Origin of the sequence: Sphingomonas sp., from assembly GCF_042096255.1 — a bacterium.
Lineage (GTDB): Bacteria > Pseudomonadota > Alphaproteobacteria > Sphingomonadales > Sphingomonadaceae > Sphingomonas.
On the sequence record NZ_JBELLZ010000031.1, the window covers coordinates 16,109 to 34,368 of the forward strand.

General features: G+C 68.4%; 19 protein-coding genes and 1 pseudogene. 14 read left to right on the plus strand and 6 right to left on the minus strand.

Annotation, left to right across the window (positions count from 1 at the left end; translation table 11 throughout):
- The first annotated feature begins 3 nt into the window (after nt 1–3).
- Nucleotides 4–1,087 (plus strand): annotated as a pseudogene (locus ACFDTH_RS07955) (ATP phosphoribosyltransferase regulatory subunit).
- A 304-nt stretch (nt 1,088–1,391) separates the two neighbouring features.
- On the opposite strand, the gene ACFDTH_RS07960 reads toward ACFDTH_RS07955, so the two are convergent.
- Nucleotides 1,392–1,733: a hypothetical protein gene (locus ACFDTH_RS07960; protein WP_375286999.1), complete on the minus strand. Its 342-nt coding sequence runs from the start codon at nt 1,731–1,733 to the stop codon at nt 1,392–1,394.
- A gap of 467 nt (nt 1,734–2,200) precedes the next feature.
- Here ACFDTH_RS07960 and ACFDTH_RS07965 point away from each other — a divergent pair, with 467 nt between their 5' ends.
- Genes ACFDTH_RS07965 through ACFDTH_RS08010 form a run of 10 tightly spaced genes read left to right on the plus strand, consistent with a single transcriptional unit; the run spans nt 2,201 to nt 9,360 of the window.
- Nucleotides 2,201–3,490, plus strand: coding sequence for an adenylosuccinate synthase (locus ACFDTH_RS07965; RefSeq protein ID WP_375287000.1), 1,290 nt, complete (start codon nt 2,201–2,203; stop codon nt 3,488–3,490).
- A 14-nt stretch (nt 3,491–3,504) separates the two neighbouring features.
- The gene (locus ACFDTH_RS07970; RefSeq protein ID WP_375287001.1) at nt 3,505–4,392 is read left to right on the plus strand and encodes a transglutaminase N-terminal domain-containing protein; all 888 of its coding nucleotides are present in this window, start codon (nt 3,505–3,507) and stop codon (nt 4,390–4,392) included.
- Between the two features lie 53 nt (nt 4,393–4,445).
- A complete protein-coding gene (locus ACFDTH_RS07975; protein ID WP_375287002.1) occupies nt 4,446–5,393 on the plus strand; it encodes a DnaJ C-terminal domain-containing protein in 948 nt (315 codons plus the stop codon).
- Between the two features lie 22 nt (nt 5,394–5,415).
- Nucleotides 5,416–6,381, plus strand: coding sequence for a YihY/virulence factor BrkB family protein (locus ACFDTH_RS07980; RefSeq protein ID WP_375287003.1), 966 nt, complete (start codon nt 5,416–5,418; stop codon nt 6,379–6,381).
- Nucleotides 6,378–7,181: an enoyl-ACP reductase FabI gene (gene fabI, locus ACFDTH_RS07985; protein WP_375287004.1), complete on the plus strand. Its 804-nt coding sequence runs from the start codon at nt 6,378–6,380 to the stop codon at nt 7,179–7,181. The genes ACFDTH_RS07980 and fabI overlap by 4 nt, the downstream gene beginning before the upstream one ends.
- Before the next feature lie 6 nt (nt 7,182–7,187).
- Nucleotides 7,188–7,442 carry a DUF4160 domain-containing protein gene (locus ACFDTH_RS07990; protein WP_375287005.1) on the plus strand — a complete coding sequence of 85 codons (255 nt, stop codon included), beginning with the start codon at nt 7,188–7,190 and terminating at the stop codon, nt 7,440–7,442.
- Nucleotides 7,417–7,671 carry a DUF2442 domain-containing protein gene (locus ACFDTH_RS07995; protein ID WP_375287006.1) on the plus strand — a complete coding sequence of 85 codons (255 nt, stop codon included), beginning with the start codon at nt 7,417–7,419 and terminating at the stop codon, nt 7,669–7,671. The genes ACFDTH_RS07990 and ACFDTH_RS07995 overlap by 26 nt, the downstream gene beginning before the upstream one ends.
- A complete protein-coding gene (aroC, locus tag ACFDTH_RS08000) occupies nt 7,668–8,735 on the plus strand; it encodes a chorismate synthase (RefSeq protein ID WP_375287007.1) in 1,068 nt (355 codons plus the stop codon). The genes ACFDTH_RS07995 and aroC overlap by 4 nt, the downstream gene beginning before the upstream one ends.
- A 58-nt stretch (nt 8,736–8,793) precedes the next feature.
- On the plus strand, nt 8,794–9,090 hold the full coding sequence (locus ACFDTH_RS08005; RefSeq protein WP_375287008.1) for a hypothetical protein: 297 nt from the start codon (nt 8,794–8,796) through the stop codon (nt 9,088–9,090).
- Nucleotides 9,091–9,144: 54 nt separating this feature from the next.
- Nucleotides 9,145–9,360 carry a hypothetical protein gene (locus tag ACFDTH_RS08010; RefSeq protein ID WP_375287009.1) on the plus strand — a complete coding sequence of 72 codons (216 nt, stop codon included), beginning with the start codon at nt 9,145–9,147 and terminating at the stop codon, nt 9,358–9,360.
- 41 nt (nt 9,361–9,401) lie between these two features.
- Here the strand turns inward: ACFDTH_RS08010 and ACFDTH_RS08015 are convergent, their stop codons facing one another.
- From ACFDTH_RS08015 to ACFDTH_RS08035, 5 genes are all read right to left on the minus strand, one after another.
- The gene (locus ACFDTH_RS08015; protein WP_375287010.1) at nt 9,402–11,870 is read right to left on the minus strand and encodes a circularly permuted type 2 ATP-grasp protein; all 2,469 of its coding nucleotides are present in this window, start codon (nt 11,868–11,870) and stop codon (nt 9,402–9,404) included.
- Between the two features lie 75 nt (nt 11,871–11,945).
- On the minus strand, nt 11,946–14,450 hold the full coding sequence (gene ligD / locus ACFDTH_RS08020) for a DNA ligase D (RefSeq protein WP_375287011.1): 2,505 nt from the start codon (nt 14,448–14,450) through the stop codon (nt 11,946–11,948).
- 3 nt (nt 14,451–14,453) lie between these two features.
- The gene (locus ACFDTH_RS08025) at nt 14,454–15,353 is read right to left on the minus strand and encodes a Ku protein (RefSeq protein ID WP_375287012.1); all 900 of its coding nucleotides are present in this window, start codon (nt 15,351–15,353) and stop codon (nt 14,454–14,456) included.
- A 61-nt stretch (nt 15,354–15,414) separates the two neighbouring features.
- Entirely contained in the window at nt 15,415–15,705 is a 291-nt protein-coding gene (locus tag ACFDTH_RS08030; RefSeq protein ID WP_375287013.1) for a type II toxin-antitoxin system RelE/ParE family toxin, read from the minus strand.
- Entirely contained in the window at nt 15,672–15,944 is a 273-nt protein-coding gene (locus tag ACFDTH_RS08035) for a type II toxin-antitoxin system ParD family antitoxin (protein ID WP_375287014.1), read from the minus strand. The genes ACFDTH_RS08030 and ACFDTH_RS08035 overlap by 34 nt, the downstream gene beginning before the upstream one ends.
- A 56-nt stretch (nt 15,945–16,000) precedes the next feature.
- On the opposite strand from ACFDTH_RS08035, the gene pdxH reads away from it, so the two are divergent.
- The 3 genes from pdxH to ACFDTH_RS08050 all read left to right on the plus strand — a co-directional run.
- On the plus strand, nt 16,001–16,579 hold the full coding sequence (gene pdxH / locus ACFDTH_RS08040) for a pyridoxamine 5'-phosphate oxidase (protein ID WP_375287015.1): 579 nt from the start codon (nt 16,001–16,003) through the stop codon (nt 16,577–16,579).
- Complete coding sequence (locus ACFDTH_RS08045) at nt 16,576–17,523, plus strand: cation diffusion facilitator family transporter (protein ID WP_375287016.1); 948 nt, start codon at nt 16,576–16,578, stop codon at nt 17,521–17,523. The genes pdxH and ACFDTH_RS08045 overlap by 4 nt, the downstream gene beginning before the upstream one ends.
- On the plus strand, nt 17,523–18,260 hold a 738-nt coding region (locus ACFDTH_RS08050), incomplete at its 3' end, for a PhzF family phenazine biosynthesis protein (protein ID WP_375287017.1). The genes ACFDTH_RS08045 and ACFDTH_RS08050, both read left to right, overlap by 1 nt.

Genomic DNA, 18,260 nt, shown 5'->3' on the forward strand with positions numbered 1-18,260 from the left:
ACCATGACCCCCCTCCTCCCCCAAGGCTTCCGCGATCGCCTGCCCCCCCATGCCGACACCGCCGCGGCGCTGGAATCCCGCATCCTCGCCGCCGCCGCCTCGCACGGCTACGAACGCGTCGATCCCCCTCGTCGAATATGCCGACGCGCTCGCCACCCGCCTCAAGGCCGGCGGCCTCCACGACGCGGTCCGCTTCGTCGATCCGGTCAGTCAGCGCACCCTCGCGATCCGGCCCGATCTCACCGCCCAGGTCGCGCGCATCGCCGCCACTCGGATGGCGCACCACCCGCGCCCCGTCCGCCTCAGCTACGCCGGCCCGGTGCTCAAGCTGCGCGCGCCCGAGCTCGCCCCTGCCCGCGAGACGCGGCAGATCGGCTGCGAGCTGATCGGCCGCGACACCGTCGCCGCCGCGCAGGAGGTGGTGACGGTCGCGGTGGAGGCACTCGCCGCCGCGGGCGCCACCGGCGTGTCGATCGACTTTACTCTACCGGACCTCGTTGACGCGCTCGCCGCCGGCCCGCTGCCGGTCGCCGATGCCGAGGCGCTGCGCGCCGCGCTCGATGCCAAGGACGCCGGCGCGGTCGCCGCGCTCGCCCCGGCGTATCTGCCGCTGATCGAGGCCGCCGGCCCGTTCGCGCTCGCATTGGAGCGCCTGCGCGCCTTCGACACCGCGGGCGTGCTCGCCAGCCGCCTCGACGGGCTGGAGGCGATCGCCGCCGCCCTGCCGGTGTCGCTCACCCTCGATCCCACCGAGCGCCACGGCTTCGAATATCAGAGCTGGCTCGGCTTCTCGCTGTTCGCCGAGGGCGCCACCCGCGAGGTCGGCCGCGGCGGCACCTACACCGTGCTGCGCGAGGACGGCGGCGAGGAACCCGCCACCGGCTTCTCGCTCTTCGCCGACGCGCTGGTGGGAGAGGGCAGCGGCGAGCGCCGCCGCCTGTTCCTGCCGCACGGCACGCCGGCAGGCGAGGGCGCCCGACTGCGCAGCGAAGGTTGGGTCACCGTCGCCGCGCTGGAACCCGAGGACACGCCCGAAGCGCAGCTCTGCACCCACGTGTGGCGCAGCGGCACGGCGCAGCCGGTCTGAAGTGTTTCCACGATCCTCCCCCCCAGGGGGAGGAAGCGCGAATGCGCGAGGAGAGGGAGGACAGCGGTACGCTTCGTTGTGGAGCGCACCGCCGACCGCCCCCTTCCGTCGCCTACGGGGGAGGATCAAGAGCCCACCCTCCCGTGCCAGGGTCCACCGCGAGGCAGCCGAACGCGCCCAAATCGGAGCGCCTCCCTCGCCGCACCGTGGACCCCGGCACAAGCCTTGTCCTGAGCTTCGCCGAAGGGGCCGGGGTGACGGTTGCAACTACAAAGTCGGCTTCCGCCCACTTGCGGACATTCAGTCAGTAGAACTTGAACTCACTGCGTTCCCGTCGCGCGGGCGATTTCTCGTCCAATGCCAATATGCCCGCCATCCATCGCACAAGAGCAGGAAGCGCTATGGACTCGATCTCGGCACGGGCGCTCGACGCTTCATCGCTCGGCACCGAACCTGCCTGAACATAGATGCGCTCATATGGGATGTCGGGGGTTGGTGGCCAAAAGTGCGCGTTGAAGAACCTGCCGGGCGTGCGAGTCAGATAAACGTCAATCGAAAGAGCAGCGGAGGCAAGCGCCTCTTCGAGTTTGGAGGGCCGAAGAGGATAGCTCTGGCCCTTCGGGAGCTTAGCCGTGGCGGACTTCATGCTGTGAAGATGCGCCAGATCACCCCTATCCGCAATGTCGGCTTCCCCCCAACCTCCGTCATCCCGGCCTTGAGCCGGGATCCCGCTACCTTTCCGCGCCCGCCCCGCCCATCGCACCCTTCCAATGTCGGAAAAGCTGTGATGCCCTGTCCGCCATGCCATGCATCCTCATCTGCGGCCGCTTGACGCCTAACCCGATCGGGCGGGTCGCCCGTCTTCTGCCCCCGCCCCATGGTGTCGCGCCGGCGTCGCGTCGTGTCGCGTCGCGGTCGCCAAGCAGCCGCGCCACTGTCGCGCCAGAGTCGCGACCGTGTCGCCTGAGTGTCACGTTCCAGTCGCCAACCCGTCGCCTAAGCCCCGATTTCCGCGTCCACGCCTAAACCGCCTCAATTCGTCTCCGTCCGCCCCCGCCCGCTTGTCCCCCGCGCGCCCACCCGTCAAAGCACGCGCCGAATCAGGAGCATGAAATGGCCAACGTAGCGGTGATCGGCGCGCAATGGGGCGACGAGGGCAAGGGCAAGATCGTCGACTGGCTGGCCGAGCGCGCCGACATGGTCGTCCGCTTCCAGGGCGGGCACAATGCCGGCCACACGCTCGTCGTCGGCGACACGACCTACAAGCTGTCGCTGCTCCCCTCGGGCATCGTCCGCGGCACTCCTTCGGTGATCGGCAACGGCGTGGTGCTCGATCCCTGGGCGCTCAAGGACGAGATCGCGCGGCTGGAAGGGCAGGGCGTCTCCGTCACCCCCGAAACGCTGCGCATTGCGGAGACCTGCACGCTGATCCTCCCCTTCCATCGCGATCTCGACGGACTGCGCGAGGATGCGTCGGGCGCGGGCAAGATCGGCACCACCCGCCGCGGCATCGGCCCCGCCTATGAGGACAAGGTCGGCCGCCGCGCGATCCGCGTCTGCGACCTCGCCCACCTCGACGATCTCGGCCCGCAGCTCGACCGGCTCACCGCGCACCACGATGCGCTGCGCGCCGGCTTCGGCGAGCCGCCGATCGACCGCGACGCACTGGTTGCGCAGCTGCGCGAGATCGCCGGCTTCGTCCTGCCCTTCGCCCGCCCGGTGTGGCGCGACCTCAACGAGGCGCGCGCGCGCGGCCGCCGCATCCTGTTCGAGGGCGCGCAGGGCGTGCTGCTCGACATCGACCACGGCACCTATCCGTTCGTCACCTCGTCCAACACCATCGCCGGCACCGCCGCCGGCGGATCGGGGATGGGGCCGGGCGCGGTCGGCTTCGTGCTCGGCATCGCCAAGGCCTATACCACCCGCGTCGGCTCCGGCCCGTTCCCCACCGAGCTGCATGACGAGACCGGCGAGCGGCTGGGCGTGCGCGGGCATGAGTTCGGCACGGTGACGGGGCGCAAGCGCCGCTGCGGCTGGTTCGATTCGGTGCTGGTGCGCCAGTCGGCGGCGGTGTCGGGGATTACCGGCATCGCCTTGACCAAGCTCGACGTGCTCGACGGCTTCGACGAGGTGGCGATCTGCACCGGTTACCGCCTTGGTGACGAGATCCTCGATTACTACCCCGCGCATGCCGCCGACCAGGCGAAGGTGGAGCCGGTGTACGAGATGATCGAGGGCTGGTCCGAGTCGACCGCGGGCGCGCGCAGCTGGGCCGAGCTGCCCGCCGCCGCGATCAAATATATCCGCCGCATCGAGGAGCTGATCCGCTGCCCGGTGGCGCTCGTCTCCACCAGCCCCGAGCGCGAGGACACGATCCTGGTCCGCGATCCGTTCGGCGACTGAGCGGGGCTGCGGCGATGATCTACGACATCCGCCACGTCACCCGTTTTGATTACGGCGGCGCGGTCAAGTTCGCGCGCTGCAACCTGCGGCTCCAGCCGATCGACTGGCCGGGGCAGCGCGTCGAGCATTATGCGCTCCACGTCTCGCCCGCCGGCCGCACCCATCCTGCGCATGCCGAGGCGGGGCTGGCGCACGTCACCCGGCTGGTGGTGGAGCAGCCAGTGCGCCAGCTGGTGATCGACAGCCGCGCGCGGCTGGCGGTCGATCGGCTGGTACCGGTGCCCGACGCCTCCGATCCGACGCTGGCGGAGATCGCCGCGCTCGCCCGCGACAGCCGCGACCTCTCCGCCGCAGGCCCCGCCACCTATCTCTACCCCTCGCCGCTGATCCCTCTCGATCGCACCATCGCGGACTGGTGCGCCAAGGACCTTGCGCCCGACCGTGGCAGCCTGGAGGCGGGGATCGCGCTCGCCCGCCGCATCCAGCGCGAGTTCGAGTTCGATCCCGCCGCCACCCTGGTCGACACGCCCCCGCACGAGGCCTTCGCCAAGCGCCGCGGCGTCTGTCAGGATTTCGCGCAGATCATGCTCACCGGCCTGCGCGCCGCCGGCCTGCCCGCCGCCTATGCCTCCGGTTACATCCGCACCATCCCGCCCGAAGGACAGGCGCGGCTGGTCGGCGCCGATGCTACCCATGCCTGGGTGCTTTTGTGGTGCGGGCCCGAGCGCGGCTGGATCGGCCTCGATCCCACCAACGGCATCTGGATGGCGGAGGACCACATCATCATCGCGGTCGGCCGCGACTATGCGGAGATCGCGCCGGTCGATGGCGTCGTGCTCGGCGCCGGCGCGCAGGAGATGCACGTCAGCGTCGATGTCGCGCCGGTGGAGACGGCGGCATGATTGCGCTCGCTGCACGCCCGCCCCACATAGCTGGGTAACACACAGGGGACCCGATGGCAGCCGATCCGTATTCCACGCTGGGCGTCGCGCGCACCGCGAGCGAGGACGACATCAAGAAGGCGTATCGCAAGCTCGCCAAGGAGCTGCACCCGGACCGCAACAAGGACAATCCCAAGGCGTCGGAGCGGTTCAGCGCGGTGACCTCCGCCTATGACCTGCTCACCGACAAGGACAAGCGCGCCCGCTTCGACCGCGGCGAGATCGATGCGGAGGGCAACCCCGCCTCGCCGTTCGGCGCGGGCTTCCCCGGCGGCGGCTTCCAGGGTCGGCCGGGCGGGCAAAGCGGCGGCTTTCGCAGCGAAAACTTCGGCGGCGAAGGCGCAGACATTTCGGACATCTTCGAAGGGCTGTTCGGCGGCGGCGCGCAGCGCGGCGGCGGCGGTTTCTCGGGCGGGTTCGGCCGCCGCGGCGCGCCACCCAAGGGTGCCAACGCCGCCTATCGCCTGCGCGTCCCCTTCGTCGATGCGGCCAGTCTGTCGCCGCAACGGATCACCCTCGCCGACGGCAAGACCATCGACCTGAAGCTCCCCGCCGGGGTCGAGGACGGCACCCAGATGAAGCTTGCCGGCAAGGGCGAGCCGGGGCCGGGCGGTGCGGGCGACGCGATCGTCACCATCGAGGTTCAGCCGCATCGGTTCTTTACGCGGGAGGGCGACGACGTGCGGCTCGACCTGCCGATCACCTTGGTGGAGGCGGTGAAGGGCGGCCCCGTCAAGGTTCCCACGGTCGACAAGCCGGTGATGCTGACGGTGCCGGCGGGCGCCTCCTCGGGCAAGGTGCTGCGGCTGAAGGGCAAGGGCTTCCACAAGAAGGGCGGCGGGCGCGGCGACCAGTTGGTCACGCTGATGATCGACCTGCCCGGGGAGGATGCCGCGCTGCGCCAGTTCGTCGACAGCTGGACGCCTGCGGAGGGGAACCCGCGCGCGGCGATGGGCGTCTGACTTCCCGAACAGGGAGTTACGCATGACCGATGCCGCGCTGGGCATGACACCTGAGGCGCGTGCGCACCACCATGGTGCTGCGCGCGTCCGTCTGGACCGCCAATTTGCCAAAGTGAAGCCGGGCAGCTTCCTTTATGAGGTATTCAAGCGCGCCGGCATCGGCGTGTTCAACGACGGCTTCATCCACGCCGGCAACCTCGCATATCTGGCGCTGATGACGGTGTTCCCCTTCTTCATTACCGCCGCCGCCACCCTCTCTCTGCTCGGCCAGAGCGCCGAGACCCAGCGCGCGGTCGTCTCCTTCCTCAGCGTGCTGCCGCCCGACGTCGGCGATCTCCTCCGCAAGCCGCTGGCGGATGTGCTCCAGGCGCGCACCGGCTCGCTGCTCTGGCTGGGCGGCCTGGTCGGCCTGTGGACGGTCGGCAGCTTCGTGGAAACGATCCGCGACATCTTCCGCCGCGCTTATGGCTATACCAGCCACACCCCGATGTGGCGCGCGCGCCTGGGCCTCAGTCTTGGTATCGTCCTGTCGGTAATCGTCGCGCTGATCTCCTTCCTGATCCAGGGCGTGCTCACCGCCGCCGAGCAATTCGTCTATCGGCTGCTGCCGTTTGCGGAAAACGTCGCCGGCTGGATCGGTCTGTCGCGGCTGATCCCGGGCGTGATCATGTTCGGCGCGCTTTTCGCGCTGTTCTACTTCGTCACGCCCGGCAAATACCGCCATGCGCGCACCCGTATCTGGCCTGGTGCGCTGTTCACAACGGTGTGGTGGGTCAGCATGACCGCCGGGCTGCCGTTTGTGCTGTCGCAGCTCGGCGGCTACGACCTCACTTATGGTAGCCTCGCCGGCGTAGTGGTGATGCTGCTGTTCTTCTACCTGATCGGGATCGGGCTGGTATTCGGCGCGCATCTCAACGCGGCACTGGCCGAACCGCCCGAAACGCCTGTAGAGAGGGCGGCTGTGCAGCAGGAGGCGGTAACGGCGTGACGGGATTGATGGCAGGCAAGCGGGGCCTCATCATGGGGCTTGCGAACGACAAGTCGCTGGCCTGGGGTATCGCGCAGAAGCTGAGCGAGGCGGGTGCGGAGCTTGCCTTCTCCTACCAGGGCGAGGCGCTGGCCAAGCGGGTCAAGCCGCTCGCCGAGCAGCTCGGCAGCGACTTCATCTTCGATTGCGACGTGTCGGACATGGCCGCGCTCGACACTGCCTTCGCCGGCCTGGCGGAGCGCTGGCCGACGCTCGATTTCCTCGTTCACGCGATCGGCTTCTCGGACAAGAACGAGCTGCGCGGCAAATATGTCGACACCAGCCTCGACAATTTCCTGATGACCATGAACATCTCCGCCTACAGCTTCGTCGCGGTGGCGAAGCGCGCGCGGGCGATGATGCCCGAGGGCGGCAGCCTGCTCACCCTCACCTATTACGGTGCCGAGAAAGTGGTGCCGCACTACAACGTGATGGGCGTCGCCAAGGCGGCGCTGGAGACCAGCGTCAAGTATCTCGCCATGGACCTGGGGCCCGAGAACATCCGGGTGAACGCCATCTCCGCCGGCCCGATCAAGACGCTGGCAGCGAGCGGGATCGGCGACTTCCGCTATATCATCAAGTGGAACGAGCTGAACTCGCCGCTGCGCCGCAATGTGACGATCGAGGACGTCGGCGGCGCCGGCCTGTACCTGCTCAGCGGCCTGGCGAGCGGCGTCACCGGCGAGATCCACCACGTCGATGCCGGCTACAACGTCATCGGCATGAAGGCGGAGGACGCGCCTGACATCGCGCTGGCGTAATCGAAGATGCCGATCGTCTTCACCGAGCGGGGCTTCAGGTTTTACTTCTATTCGAATGAAGGCGATCCGCGTGAGCCGCCGCACGTTCATGTGGCGAAGCGCGGCGCGGGAGACGCCAAGCTCTGGCTCTATCCCGAGGTACGATTCGCAGGTAGAAGCGGCATTGACGCAAGGACACAACGTTGGATTATCGGTGTTGTTGAGGAGCGCCGAGCGGAGATCGAGAAGGCCTGGTATGAGCACTTCGGTGGAAGCGACTAAGGTTGAATTCGATGACGATCAGATGTGGGTCCATCTGGATGACGGACGTACCATCGGCGTGCCACTCGCATGGTATCCGAGGCTGCTTCACGGCACAGCGGAAGACCGGGCTAAGGCATGGATCAGCCCGACTGGCATTCATTGGGATGAACTCGACGAGGATATCTCGATCGATGGGATACTCGCGGGCCGCGGAGATATGACGCGGACGTCGCGCCAAGCTGCATGAGCTCCAACACCTACGGCCGCGTCTTCCGCTTCACCACCTGGGGCGAGAGCCACGGGCCTGCGCTCGGCGCAGTGGTGGACGGGTGCCCGCCGGGCCTGTCGCTCGCCGAGGCGGACATCCAGCCCTGGCTCGACCGGCGTCGGCCCGGCCAGTCGCGCTTCACCACCCAGCGGCGCGAGCCCGATGCGGTGCGCATCCTCTCCGGCGTATTCGAGGGGCGCACGACCGGCACGCCGATCAGCCTCATGATCGAGAATGTCGACCAGCGCTCGAAGGACTATTCGGAGGTCGCTGAGGCCTATCGCCCCGGGCACGCCGACTACGCCTATGACGCGAAATACGGCTTTCGCGACTATCGCGGCGGCGGCCGCTCCTCGGCGCGCGAGACGGCGGCTCGGGTGGCGGCGGGCGCGGTCGCGCGCGCGGTGATCCCGGAGGTCCGCTTCCGCGCCTGGGTGGAGGCGATCGGCGGCGATGCGATCGACCCTGCCGCGTTCGACGACGCGCAGATCGACGCCAATCCCTTCTTCTGCCCCGATGCCGCCGCCGCTGCGCGCTGGGAGGCGAAGGTGGACGCTGCCCGCAAGGCGGGCTCCTCGCTCGGCGCGGTGGTCGCCTGCACCGCCACCGGCGTGCCCGCCGGCTGGGGCGCGCCGCTCTACGCCAAGCTCGACAGCGAGCTCGCCGCGGCTTGCATGAGCATCAATGCGGTGAAGGGCGTCGAGATCGGTGACGGCTTCGCCGCCGCCGCGCTGTCGGGCGAGGAGAATGCCGACCGGATGCGTCCGGGCGAGGGCGGCCCCGCCTTCCTTTCCAACCATGCCGGCGGTATCGCCGGGGGGATCGCCACCGGCCAGCCGGTCACGCTACGCGTCGCGTTCAAGCCGACCAGTTCGATCCTGACCCCGGTGGAGACCATCACCCGCTCGGGCGAGGCGGCGGAGATCGCCACCCGCGGGCGTCACGATCCCTGCGTCGGCATTCGCGGCGTACCCGTGGTCGAGGCAATGGTGGCGCTGGTGCTGGCGGACCAGAAGCTGCTCCACCGCGCGCAATGCGGATGAGCGGGCGGAACCTTTAGGCCCGCATCGGAGTCCTTCTTTGCGACAGAAGGACTATGCCATGCGTCCTGCCCTATTCCTCACGCTCGTCGCCGTGCCCGCTCTCGCCTCGGCGCAGACCAGCACTCCCGCGCGCTCGATCCTGACCCCGCCCAACCCGATCGAACGCGCGACGTCCGCGTCCGACCAGCGCGCCGCGGATGCACGCCGCGCCGCCGAGGCCGATCGTGCCAGCGCCGCGCGAACCGCACCTGCGCGTCCGACCAGCGTGCCCAACTCGACCTTCACCGACGGCGTCGCCGGCTTCGGCACGAGCCCCGCCGACTCCGCGACTACCGCCACACCGCCGCCGCGCTGAACGGCGGCGACAACCAGAGAGCCGGCAGGTCCGGCCCACCCCAAGGAGAGACCCATGCGACTGAAGACCATCGGCAGCATCGCGCTTCTCGCCGTATCCAGTGCGGCACTCGCGCAGATGACCGGCCCGAGCCAGGGCACCACCACCAACTCGACGATGAATTCGAGCATGCACATGAACTCGAGCATGCCGATGAATTCGTCCGACGAGACGATGATGAACGACATGTCCGCGCCCGATGGGACGATGGCGCCGAACGCGACCATGTAGGGCGCTTTGACCTAGTCCGTCGCGGGCACGGCCGCGGCGGCCTATGCCAGCGTCAGCCCGCTCGCCCGGAGCGGCTCGGCCCCGTGCAGGAAATACCGTCGCGCGATCGCGTCCGAAAGGACGGAGAGGCGACGATCGATTTCGCCGAGCCCACGATGGTCGAGCGTGTTCGCGTTCGTCGTCGACAGCAGGGCAGTGAGGGCGATGCCCTCCGCCTGCTGGGGTTCGGCCATGCCGTCGTCGGTAAGGACCGGCAGGGCGGCCAGGTGCGCTGCCGCCGCCTCGACCTGGAACGCGATCGACCGCGGATTGCCCGGATCGAGCGCCACCAGATCGACAACGGGCACCCGCGCGATCCCGGTTAGGTAGCGTTGGCGATAGCTGATCTGGCTGTTGCCGAGATCCAGCAGTGTCGACAGGTCGTCGAGAGTTCCGCCCGCCATGCCGAACGCCTGCGTCGCCCGCGTGAGCGCTATCGCACGTTCGACGCGCCGTCCGAGATCGAGGAAGCGCCACGCGGCGGTGCGGCTCATGTGCTCGGCGGAAAGCCCTGCCAGCGCGGCATAGCGACGCTGGAGCGAGCCCGCCCGGTCGATCAGGCCCCGGTGGGTGGGAAAGGGCGCGTCGAGCAGCCGGATCATATCTGCCGACAAGCGATCGCGCGAACCCTCGCCGATGCGCCGCGCGTGCCGGTTGATGGTGGCGACCGACTGCCAGTCCGGCGATTCCATCGCGGTGCGCGCCAACTGAAGCAACTCGCTACGGCGCAGCGACGCCGGCGACGGCGCCGCACCTGCGCCGACCACCATCTGCGCCAGCCGCGATACTGTCTCCGGCGACAGCGCAGCGCCGCCGTCCGCGTCGATCGAGTTGCCCAGCATCACCCGCAGGACCGCGAGCAGCGCCTCGCCACGTTCCAAATAGCGGCCGAGCCAAAAGAAATTGTCGGCGACCCGGCTCGGCAGCGTGCCGGGATTGCGCCGGACCTGCAGGCTGTCGGAGCGGGGCAGCAACGACACGGGCGCGACCTGCTCCTGGCCGTGGATGCAGACATCTGCGGACCAGCTGCCTTCGCCCATCACCGCCGCGCGTGGATCGGGGTGCTCCCCGATCCGCGCGAAGCCGCCCGGCAGCACCGTCCAGCTGCCGTCCGGGCCGCGCGCGGCGAAGACGCGCAGGGTGAACGGGCGCGGCTCCAGCCGTTCGCCGATCACCACGGGCATGGTGGAGAGCCGTACGATCTCCTGCCCGATATAGTCCTGCGGTCGCCGGTCCAGATCGGCGAGAAGAGCGGCGCCGCCCGAGGGATCGAGTTCGCTTCCGGCGATGCCGCGGCCGTCGGCGAGCCCCAGGGGCGCAGCGCCGAACGCTGAGGCGACGAACAGCCGCGGCAGCTCGCGCTCCACCTGCGCTCGCGCATCCTGTTGCCCGCACCACCAGGTGGCGATGTTCGGCATGGCGAGTTCCTCGCCGGTGAGACGGACCGACAGGCGCGGCAGGAACGCGGCCCAGGCGGGCGCCTCCAGGAGGCCCGCGCCCGGAGCGTTCGACAGCACCACATTGCCCGCGGCATAAGCGTCGATCAGCCCCGGCACGCCGATCTGCGAGTGCGAATCGAACGCCAGCGGATCGAGCAGCCGCGGGTCCACCCGGCGCCACAGCGCGTCCACGCGCTTCAGCCCGGCGATGGTGCGGACGTAGAGCTTGTCCTCCAGCGCGGCGAGATCGGCACCCTCCACCAGCAGATAGCCCAGATAGCGGGCGAGGTGCGCCTGTTCGGCATAGCTGGGGTTCCAACGCCCGGGCGTCATCAGCCCGATCCGCGGATCGGCACGGCGGCACAGCGCCGCCAGGCCGTCGCGGAAGGCGGCGAAGAACGGGGCATGGCGTTTGATGTTGAGGCGATCCTGCAGGCTGCCCAGCGTACGCGCCAGCGCCAGCCGATTCTCCAGCGCATAGCCCGCACCGGTGGGTGCGCGCAGGTGATCGGCGAGCACGCGCCACTCGCCATCCGGGCCGCGGCCGAGATCGAAGGCCACAAAATGGAGATGGCGGCCGCCCGGGGGTTCGACGCGCGTCATTGGCCGCAGGAAGAACGGGCTGCCGGTCACCAGCGCCGCGGGCACCAATCCGTTGGCGACCACGCGTCCGGGCCCGTAGAGATCGTCGAGAATCGTCTCCAGCAGGCACGCCCGCTGGATCGCGCCCCGCTCGATCCCCGCCCATTCGTGCTCGGCGATCATCAGCGGCACCGGGGAAAGTGGCCACGGCCGCTCCTCCGCCTCGCCGATCACGCGAAAGCCGGTGCCGATGTCCACCGCCTGGCGCTGGATGCGGTCGCGAGCGTGGGAGAGGTCGTCGCCGGCTGCGCTTGCCAGTTCCTCCAGAACCGCCGACCAGGCGGGATCGCGCGACCCGGCGAGCACGTCGCCATCCGGCGCACGCGCGCAATAATCTGCGACCCAGCGCTCGGCATGGGTGGCGGGGTCGAGGAGGGGGGCGCTGGCCATCTCGGCGCGATACGTCCGACACCGCGTGTGGCGATGCAACAGGTTTCGGATATTCCCCCTGCCGTCCAGGACAGGTCAGAGGTCCGGCAGCACCTGGTCGGCGATGCCCCAGCCCTGAAGCGCGCGGCTGGAGGCGCGCTCCAGCAGCTCGGCCGCATCGCTCACGTGCCAGCGCGCTGCGGTGTCGATGTCGCGCAGCTCGGTCCAGGAGACCGGCGCAGCCACCGGTGCACCGGCGCGGGCGCGGGCGGAATAGGGGAGAACCGCGGTGCTGCCGCGCTGGTTGCGGAGATAGTCGATGAAGATCCGGCCCTTGCGCTTCGCCTTGGCCATGGTGGCGACGAACCGATCGGGGTCGGCCTGTGCCAGCGCCTCGGCAAAGCGGTGCGCAAAGTCCTTCACCGCCGGCCATTCGGCTGCGGGGGTCAGCGGCACCACCACGTGCACGCCCTTTCCGCCTGACAGCATCGGGAAGCTGGCGAGGCCCAGCTCGGCGAGTTGATTGCGCAGGTGCTCGGCGGCGCGTCTGGTGTCGGCGAAATCAAGTCCTTCGTCGGGGTCGAGATCAAACACCATGCGGTCGGGCTGTTCCAGCGTGCCGACCGACGATCCCCAGCCGTGGAACTCGATCGTGCCCATCTGCACGCAGGCGACGATGCCGTTCGCATCCTCGACGAACAGGTAATCCTCGGTACTGCCGTCCTTCTCGCGGATCGGCACCTTCTTCACATGGTCGCCGAAACTGCCGGCGTCGTGCTTCTGGAAAAAGCATTTCTTGCCGCGTCCCTGCGGACAGCGCACCAGGCTGATCGGCCGGCGTGCGAGCCAGGGCAGCATCGCCGGCGCCATGGCCACGCAATAGTCGGCAAGATCGCCCTTGGTGACGTCCGAGTCGGGGAAGATCAGCCGGTCGCGGCTGGAGACCTTGACCGAAATCGCCGGCGCAGCCGGTGCGGGCTGCGGCGCTTCCGCAACCACCTCCTTCGCCGGCTTGTCGCCGCGCAGGCCGAGGAAGCTGGAATGGCGCAGCACGCCGTCGGGGGTCACCTCGGCAAAGGCGATCTCGGCGACGAGCTTGGGCGTTACCCATTGCGCCCCCTTCACCGCGGCACGGCCGAGGTTCTTGGGGACATCGACGGTGGGCGTCTTGCGGGAAAGCTTGTCGAGCTTCTCGCGCAACTCCATCATCAGCGCCTGCGTGAAGCCGGTGCCGACCTTGCCCGCATAGCGGAGCTTACCGTCCTCATGCACGCCGAGCAGCAGCGAGCGGAAGCCGCGTGACTTGTCAGATTTGGTCCAGCCGACGATCACGAATTCCTGACGCTGGATGCACTTGATCTTGAGCCAGTTCTGCGTGCGATCGCCGCGGTACGGCGCGTCGGCCTTCTTGGAGACGACGCCCTCATAGCCCTCGCGACACATCGCCGCGAACAGTTGCTCACCGCTTCCCAGGATATGCTCGGCAAAGCGCAGGCGATCCGATTCGGTGAGGATCGCGCGCAGGCGCTCCTTGCGCTGAACGTTGGGCAGTGCGGTGAGGTTCTCGCCGTCCAGATCGAGCAGGTCGAAGGCGAACAAAGTCATGTCGCCGCCGGCAGAGATCGCGTCCTTGAGCGTGGAGAAGTCCGGCCGCCCATCCTTGAACGCGACGATCTCGCCGTCGATCAGCGCCGAGCCGACGGGGAGTCGTGCGGCGGCATCGGCGATGGCAGTGAACTTGTCGGTCCAGTCGAGTCCGCTGCGGGTGAAGACCTTCGCCTTTCCAGCGCCGATCGCGACCAGCGCGCGATAGCCGTCGTATTTTACCTCGTGCAGCCAGCCGGAGCCGGTGGGGACGGTGTCGACAAGGGTGGCGAGTTGCGGCGGGGTGAAGTCCGGAAATCCTCCCCGGAACGGGGAGGGGGACCGCGAAGCGGTGGAGGGGCGTCTCCGCGAGCGAGTCGCCCGAGGGGACGCCCCTCCACCACCAGCCTGCGGCTGGCGGTCCCCCTCCCCGATGCGTGGGGAGGATTTCCCCTCGGCAATCTCCTGCATCGTCCGCCCGGTCGAGACGCTGGTCAGCGCCGTCTCCACCAGCACGTCCGTCCCGCCGGCCTCCGCGTCATCAATCTTGCGAAGCAGCCAGTTCTCGTTGCGCTCCTTCCCGCGTGGTTTCAGCCGGATCAGCAGCCACTCGCCGCGCATCCGTTCGCCGTCGAGCACGAAATGGAGGTGACCCTTGTCGAGGTCCTTGGCGCTCTTGCCCGCGATCGGCGCCCAGGTGCCACGGTCCCACAGCATCACCGTGCCGCCGCCATACTCGCCCTTGGGAATTGTGCCCTCGAACGTGCCGTAGCCCAGCGGGTGATCCTCGGTGCGCACTGCAAGGCGCTTCTCGTCGGGATCGAGGCTGGGGCCGCGCGTGACCGCCCAGCTCTTGAGCACGCCGTCCATTTCGATCCGGAAGTCCCAATGGAGGCGGGTGGCATCGTGCTTCTGGACGACGAAGAAGTTGCCATGGCCGGGCGCGAGTGTGCCGGCGGGTTCGGCGGTCTTTGAGAAATCGCGCTTGGCGTTGTAGCGGGCGAGGGGATCGGCCACGCCTTATGCCCGCTTCCTTGCCGCCGGCTTCTTCTCGGTCGGCGCCTTGGGGGGCGCCTTCTTCGCCGGCGTCTTCTTCGCAGCCGTGGCTCTCGCCGCCGCCGGCTTCGCGTCGGGCTTCTCCATCGACTTCTTGAGTGCGGCCATCAGGTCGACGACGTTGCTGGCGCTGCGGCCGCCGCCCTCGTCCTTGTCCTCGATGATCTTGCGCCCCTTCGACTTCTGCTTGCGCTCGACCAGGTCGCGCAGCGCATCGACGTAGCGGTCGTGGAACACCTTGGGATCGAACTCGGCGGACTTCTTCTGGATCAGCGCCTCGGCCAGTTCGAGCAGCTCGGCATCGGGCTTTGCGTCGGGGATGTCGCGGAAATAGCCCTGCGCGCGGTGCACCTCGTCGGCGTAGCGGAGCGTCTCCAGTACCATCCCGCGCCCGCACGGCTTCAGGCTGACGACATATTCGCGCCCGCGCAGCGCCAGCTGGCCGAGCCCGACCTTCTTGGTGCGTCGCAACGCTTCGCGCAGCACGATGAACGCCTCCTCGGCAAGGTCATCGGCCGGCACGACGAAATACGGCTTCTCGTAATAGAGCACGTCGATGTCGGACGCATCGACGAACTGGGTCAGCTCCAGCGTCTTCTTCGATTCGAGCTTCACCGCGTCGATCTCGTCCTGGTCGAGCAGGACGTATTCGCCCTTCTCCACCTCATAGCCCTTGACGATCTCGTCCAAGTCGACCGGGCCGACGCCGGGGACGACCTTCTCGTACTTGATCCGTTTGCCGGTCGGTTCATGGATCTGGTGAAAGCTGATCTGCGCGCCCGATTTGGTCGCCGAATAGATCTCCACCGGGATCGAAACCAGCGCCAGCCGGATCTGCCCCTGCCAATACGCCCGCGCTGCCATCGGTTCCAGCCCCTCGTTGCGAGGGCGATTCAATCCGCAGGGCGACGACTCGTTCCGAACGTCAGCCGAGCAGCGCGTCCATATCACGAGCGCGGTGAACGACCGCGTTGATTCGTACCTCGTCTCCGATCACATCGTAGACGATGACGTAGTTGCCGTGAACGCGCACGTGAGCGTCGGCGCCATACCGCGGCGTCTTGCGAAAGCGACGTGGGAAATCGGCAAGGCCGTTGCAGGCGTCGACAAGCTCGTCGATGTAGCCGCTTGCCCGCACCGAATCATCGTGTGCAATGTAGCCTTCGATCTCCCACAAGTCGCTCAGCGCGGCTGGCGAGAAGACGACCGAGGCCAAGCGCGACTCCGGTTCCGAAGCTCTTCACGAACTTGATCAACGGTGTAGAAACGGCCCGCGGCGAAGTCGGCGCGTCCCGCAGCGATCTTCGCGTCGAGCATACGCAGCCATGCGTCGTCTTGGGCGACACGCTCGACCCCCGCTGCGACCACCGCCTCTGGCGATGCGAAGCGGGCCGACGCTACCAACGCGTCGATCCGGTCTTCGGTACTGTCATTGACCTGTACAGCGCTGGCCATCGAACACCTTGACCCCCAACATAGCACCGCGCGCCCCGATCACCTACATGCCGGCCATGTCCGAAGACCCCCACGCGCTGTTCGATAGCTGGCTTGCCGAGGCAGAAGCGTCCGAGCCGAACGATCCCAATGCCGTCGCGCTGGCCACCGCCGATGTGGCCGGCCGTCCTTCCGTGCGCATGGTGCTGCTGAAGGGGCACGATCCGCGCGGCTTCGTGTTCTACACCAACCGGGAGAGCCGCAAGGGCGGCGAACTAGACGCGAATGCGCATGCGGCGCTGCTGTTCCATTGGAAGTCGCTGCGTCGACAGGTCCGCGTCGAAGGTGCAGTGGAGCGGGTCACTGATGCGGAGAGCGACACGTATTTCGCCAGCCGCAGCCGCGCCTCGCAGCTGGGGGCCGCGGCGTCGGACCAGTCGCGCCCGCTCAACTCGCGCGAGATCTTCGAGGCGCGCTATCGCGCGCTTGAGGCCGAGTACGAGGGGCGGGAGGTGCCCCGGCCGCCGCACTGGGGCGGCTATCGGGTGGTTCCCGACGCAATCGAATTCTGGCAGGATCGTGCGCATCGCCTTCACGAGCGTCGCCTGTTCACGCGCGACGTGGAGGGTTGGAGCGAGGGATTGCTGTTTCCGTGACCCAGGACGAACGCCGTCGCATCATTCCGCTTGCGTTGCGCGCCGCGCTCGCCAGCGTGGCGGTGGCGCTCACCCTTTTCTTGGTAAAGGGTTATGCCGCCTGGCACACCGGGTCGGTGGCGATGCTCGGCTCGCTTGCCGACACTGGGCTGGACCTCCTCGCCAGCCTTGTCACCTTGTACGGCGTCAAGCTTGCCGCCGAGCCTGCCGACCATGACCACCGCTTCGGCCATGGCAAGGCCGAGGCGCTGGCGGCGCTGTTCCAGGTGGTGCTGATCACCGCCTCCGCGATCGGGATCGCCTGGCGCGCGATCCAGCGTTTTCAGGCGCCGCGGGTGAACGAGGATGCGGGCCTAGGCATCGGCGTCTCGGTGCTGGCGATCGGCGCCACCCTGCTGCTGCTGGCCTATCAGCGCAGCATTATTCGCCGCACCGGATCGGTCGCGATCCTTGCTGACAACGTCCATTATCAATCGGACGTGCTGCTCAACGTCGCGGTGATCGGGGCGCTGGTGCTGGACCAGTATTTGGGCGTTTCGGGCGCCGATCCCGTGTTCGGTATCGCCATTGCGCTTTGGCTCGCGTGGAACGCCTTTCAGGCATCGAGCCAGGCGATCGACCAGCTGATGGACAAGGAATGGCCGGAGGACCAGCGCGCCGCCTTCATGGAGGTCGCCGCGCGCCAGCCGGGCATCCGCGGAATCCACGATTTCCGGACGCGCCGCTCGGGTAGCCACGATTTCGCGCAATTCCACATGGAAGTGGACCCGAAGCTCACCGTCGCCGCGGCGCATGACATCGTCGAGCGGGTCGAGCATCGGTTGCGCGAGGTGTTCCCGCGCGTCGAGACGCTGATCCACCTCGATCCCGAGGGGCATGTCGATACCGACAACCCGCTGGTCGAGGCGGACGTGCTGCCCCACTGGTTTGCCAAGAGGATCTGATGCGCATTCCCTACGCCCAGATCGACGCCTTCGCGCGCGCGCCCTTCACCGGCAATCCCGCGGCGGTCATGCCGCTGGCTCACTGGCTCGACGACGAGGCACTCCAGGCGATCGCGGCGGAGAACAATCTGTCCGAGACCGCCTTCCTGGTGCCGGATGAGAGCGGCGACGCCGACTTCACGTTGCGCTGGTTCACGCCGGCGGTCGAGGTGATGCTCTGCGGCCATGCCACGCTGGCAAGCGGCCATTTCGTGCTGTCTTCGGACCGCGACCGCGATCGGGTCCGCTTTCGCACCCGGCATGCCGGCGTGCTGGAGGTCGAGCGTGCCGCGGACGCCTACCGGATGGCGCTGCCTGCCTATCCGGCCGCGCCCCGTCCGCTCGCCGCGATCGTCGCTGCACTTGGCCTGCGCGAGGCGGTGGAGACGCTTTGGCATCCGAACGGCTACGGACTGGTCGTGCTGGACAGCGCCGACGCGGTCCAGGCGCTCGATCCCGAGTTCCGCGCGCTCGCCGCGCAGGCGGACACGCTGACCGTCGTCACGGCGCCAGGGCACGAAACCGACGTGGTCAGCCGTGTCTTCGCCGCCGCGGCCGGAATCGACGAGGACCCGGTCACCGGATCGGCGCATTGCGTGCTGACGCCCTATTGGGCGGCCCGGCTCGGACGGGCGGAGTTCACCGCCTATCAGGCGAGCGCGCGTGGCGGCCACCTCGGTTGCAAACTCGCCGGAGAC

Excerpts from the sequence above, each read along its gene's own strand:
- ACFDTH_RS07960 (WP_375286999.1), bottom strand. The coding sequence starts at position 1,733 with ATGAAGTCCGCCACGGCTAAGCTCCCGAAGGGCCAGAGCTATCCTCTT.
- ACFDTH_RS07965 (WP_375287000.1), top strand. The coding sequence starts at position 2,201 with ATGGCCAACGTAGCGGTGATCGGCGCGCAATGGGGCGACGAGGGCAAG.
- ACFDTH_RS07970 (WP_375287001.1), top strand. The coding sequence starts at position 3,505 with ATGATCTACGACATCCGCCACGTCACCCGTTTTGATTACGGCGGCGCG.
- ACFDTH_RS07975 (WP_375287002.1), top strand. The coding sequence starts at position 4,446 with ATGGCAGCCGATCCGTATTCCACGCTGGGCGTCGCGCGCACCGCGAGC.
- ACFDTH_RS07980 (WP_375287003.1), top strand. The coding sequence starts at position 5,416 with ATGACCGATGCCGCGCTGGGCATGACACCTGAGGCGCGTGCGCACCAC.
- ACFDTH_RS07990 (WP_375287005.1), top strand. The coding sequence starts at position 7,188 with ATGCCGATCGTCTTCACCGAGCGGGGCTTCAGGTTTTACTTCTATTCG.
- ACFDTH_RS07995 (WP_375287006.1), top strand. The coding sequence starts at position 7,417 with ATGAGCACTTCGGTGGAAGCGACTAAGGTTGAATTCGATGACGATCAG.
- aroC (WP_375287007.1), top strand. The coding sequence starts at position 7,668 with ATGAGCTCCAACACCTACGGCCGCGTCTTCCGCTTCACCACCTGGGGC.
- ACFDTH_RS08005 (WP_375287008.1), top strand. The coding sequence starts at position 8,794 with ATGCGTCCTGCCCTATTCCTCACGCTCGTCGCCGTGCCCGCTCTCGCC.
- ACFDTH_RS08010 (WP_375287009.1), top strand. The coding sequence starts at position 9,145 with ATGCGACTGAAGACCATCGGCAGCATCGCGCTTCTCGCCGTATCCAGT.
- ACFDTH_RS08015 (WP_375287010.1), bottom strand. The coding sequence starts at position 11,870 with ATGGCCAGCGCCCCCCTCCTCGACCCCGCCACCCATGCCGAGCGCTGG.
- ACFDTH_RS08025 (WP_375287012.1), bottom strand. The coding sequence starts at position 15,353 with ATGGCAGCGCGGGCGTATTGGCAGGGGCAGATCCGGCTGGCGCTGGTT.
- ACFDTH_RS08035 (WP_375287014.1), bottom strand. The coding sequence starts at position 15,944 with ATGGCCAGCGCTGTACAGGTCAATGACAGTACCGAAGACCGGATCGAC.
- pdxH (WP_375287015.1), top strand. The coding sequence starts at position 16,001 with ATGTCCGAAGACCCCCACGCGCTGTTCGATAGCTGGCTTGCCGAGGCA.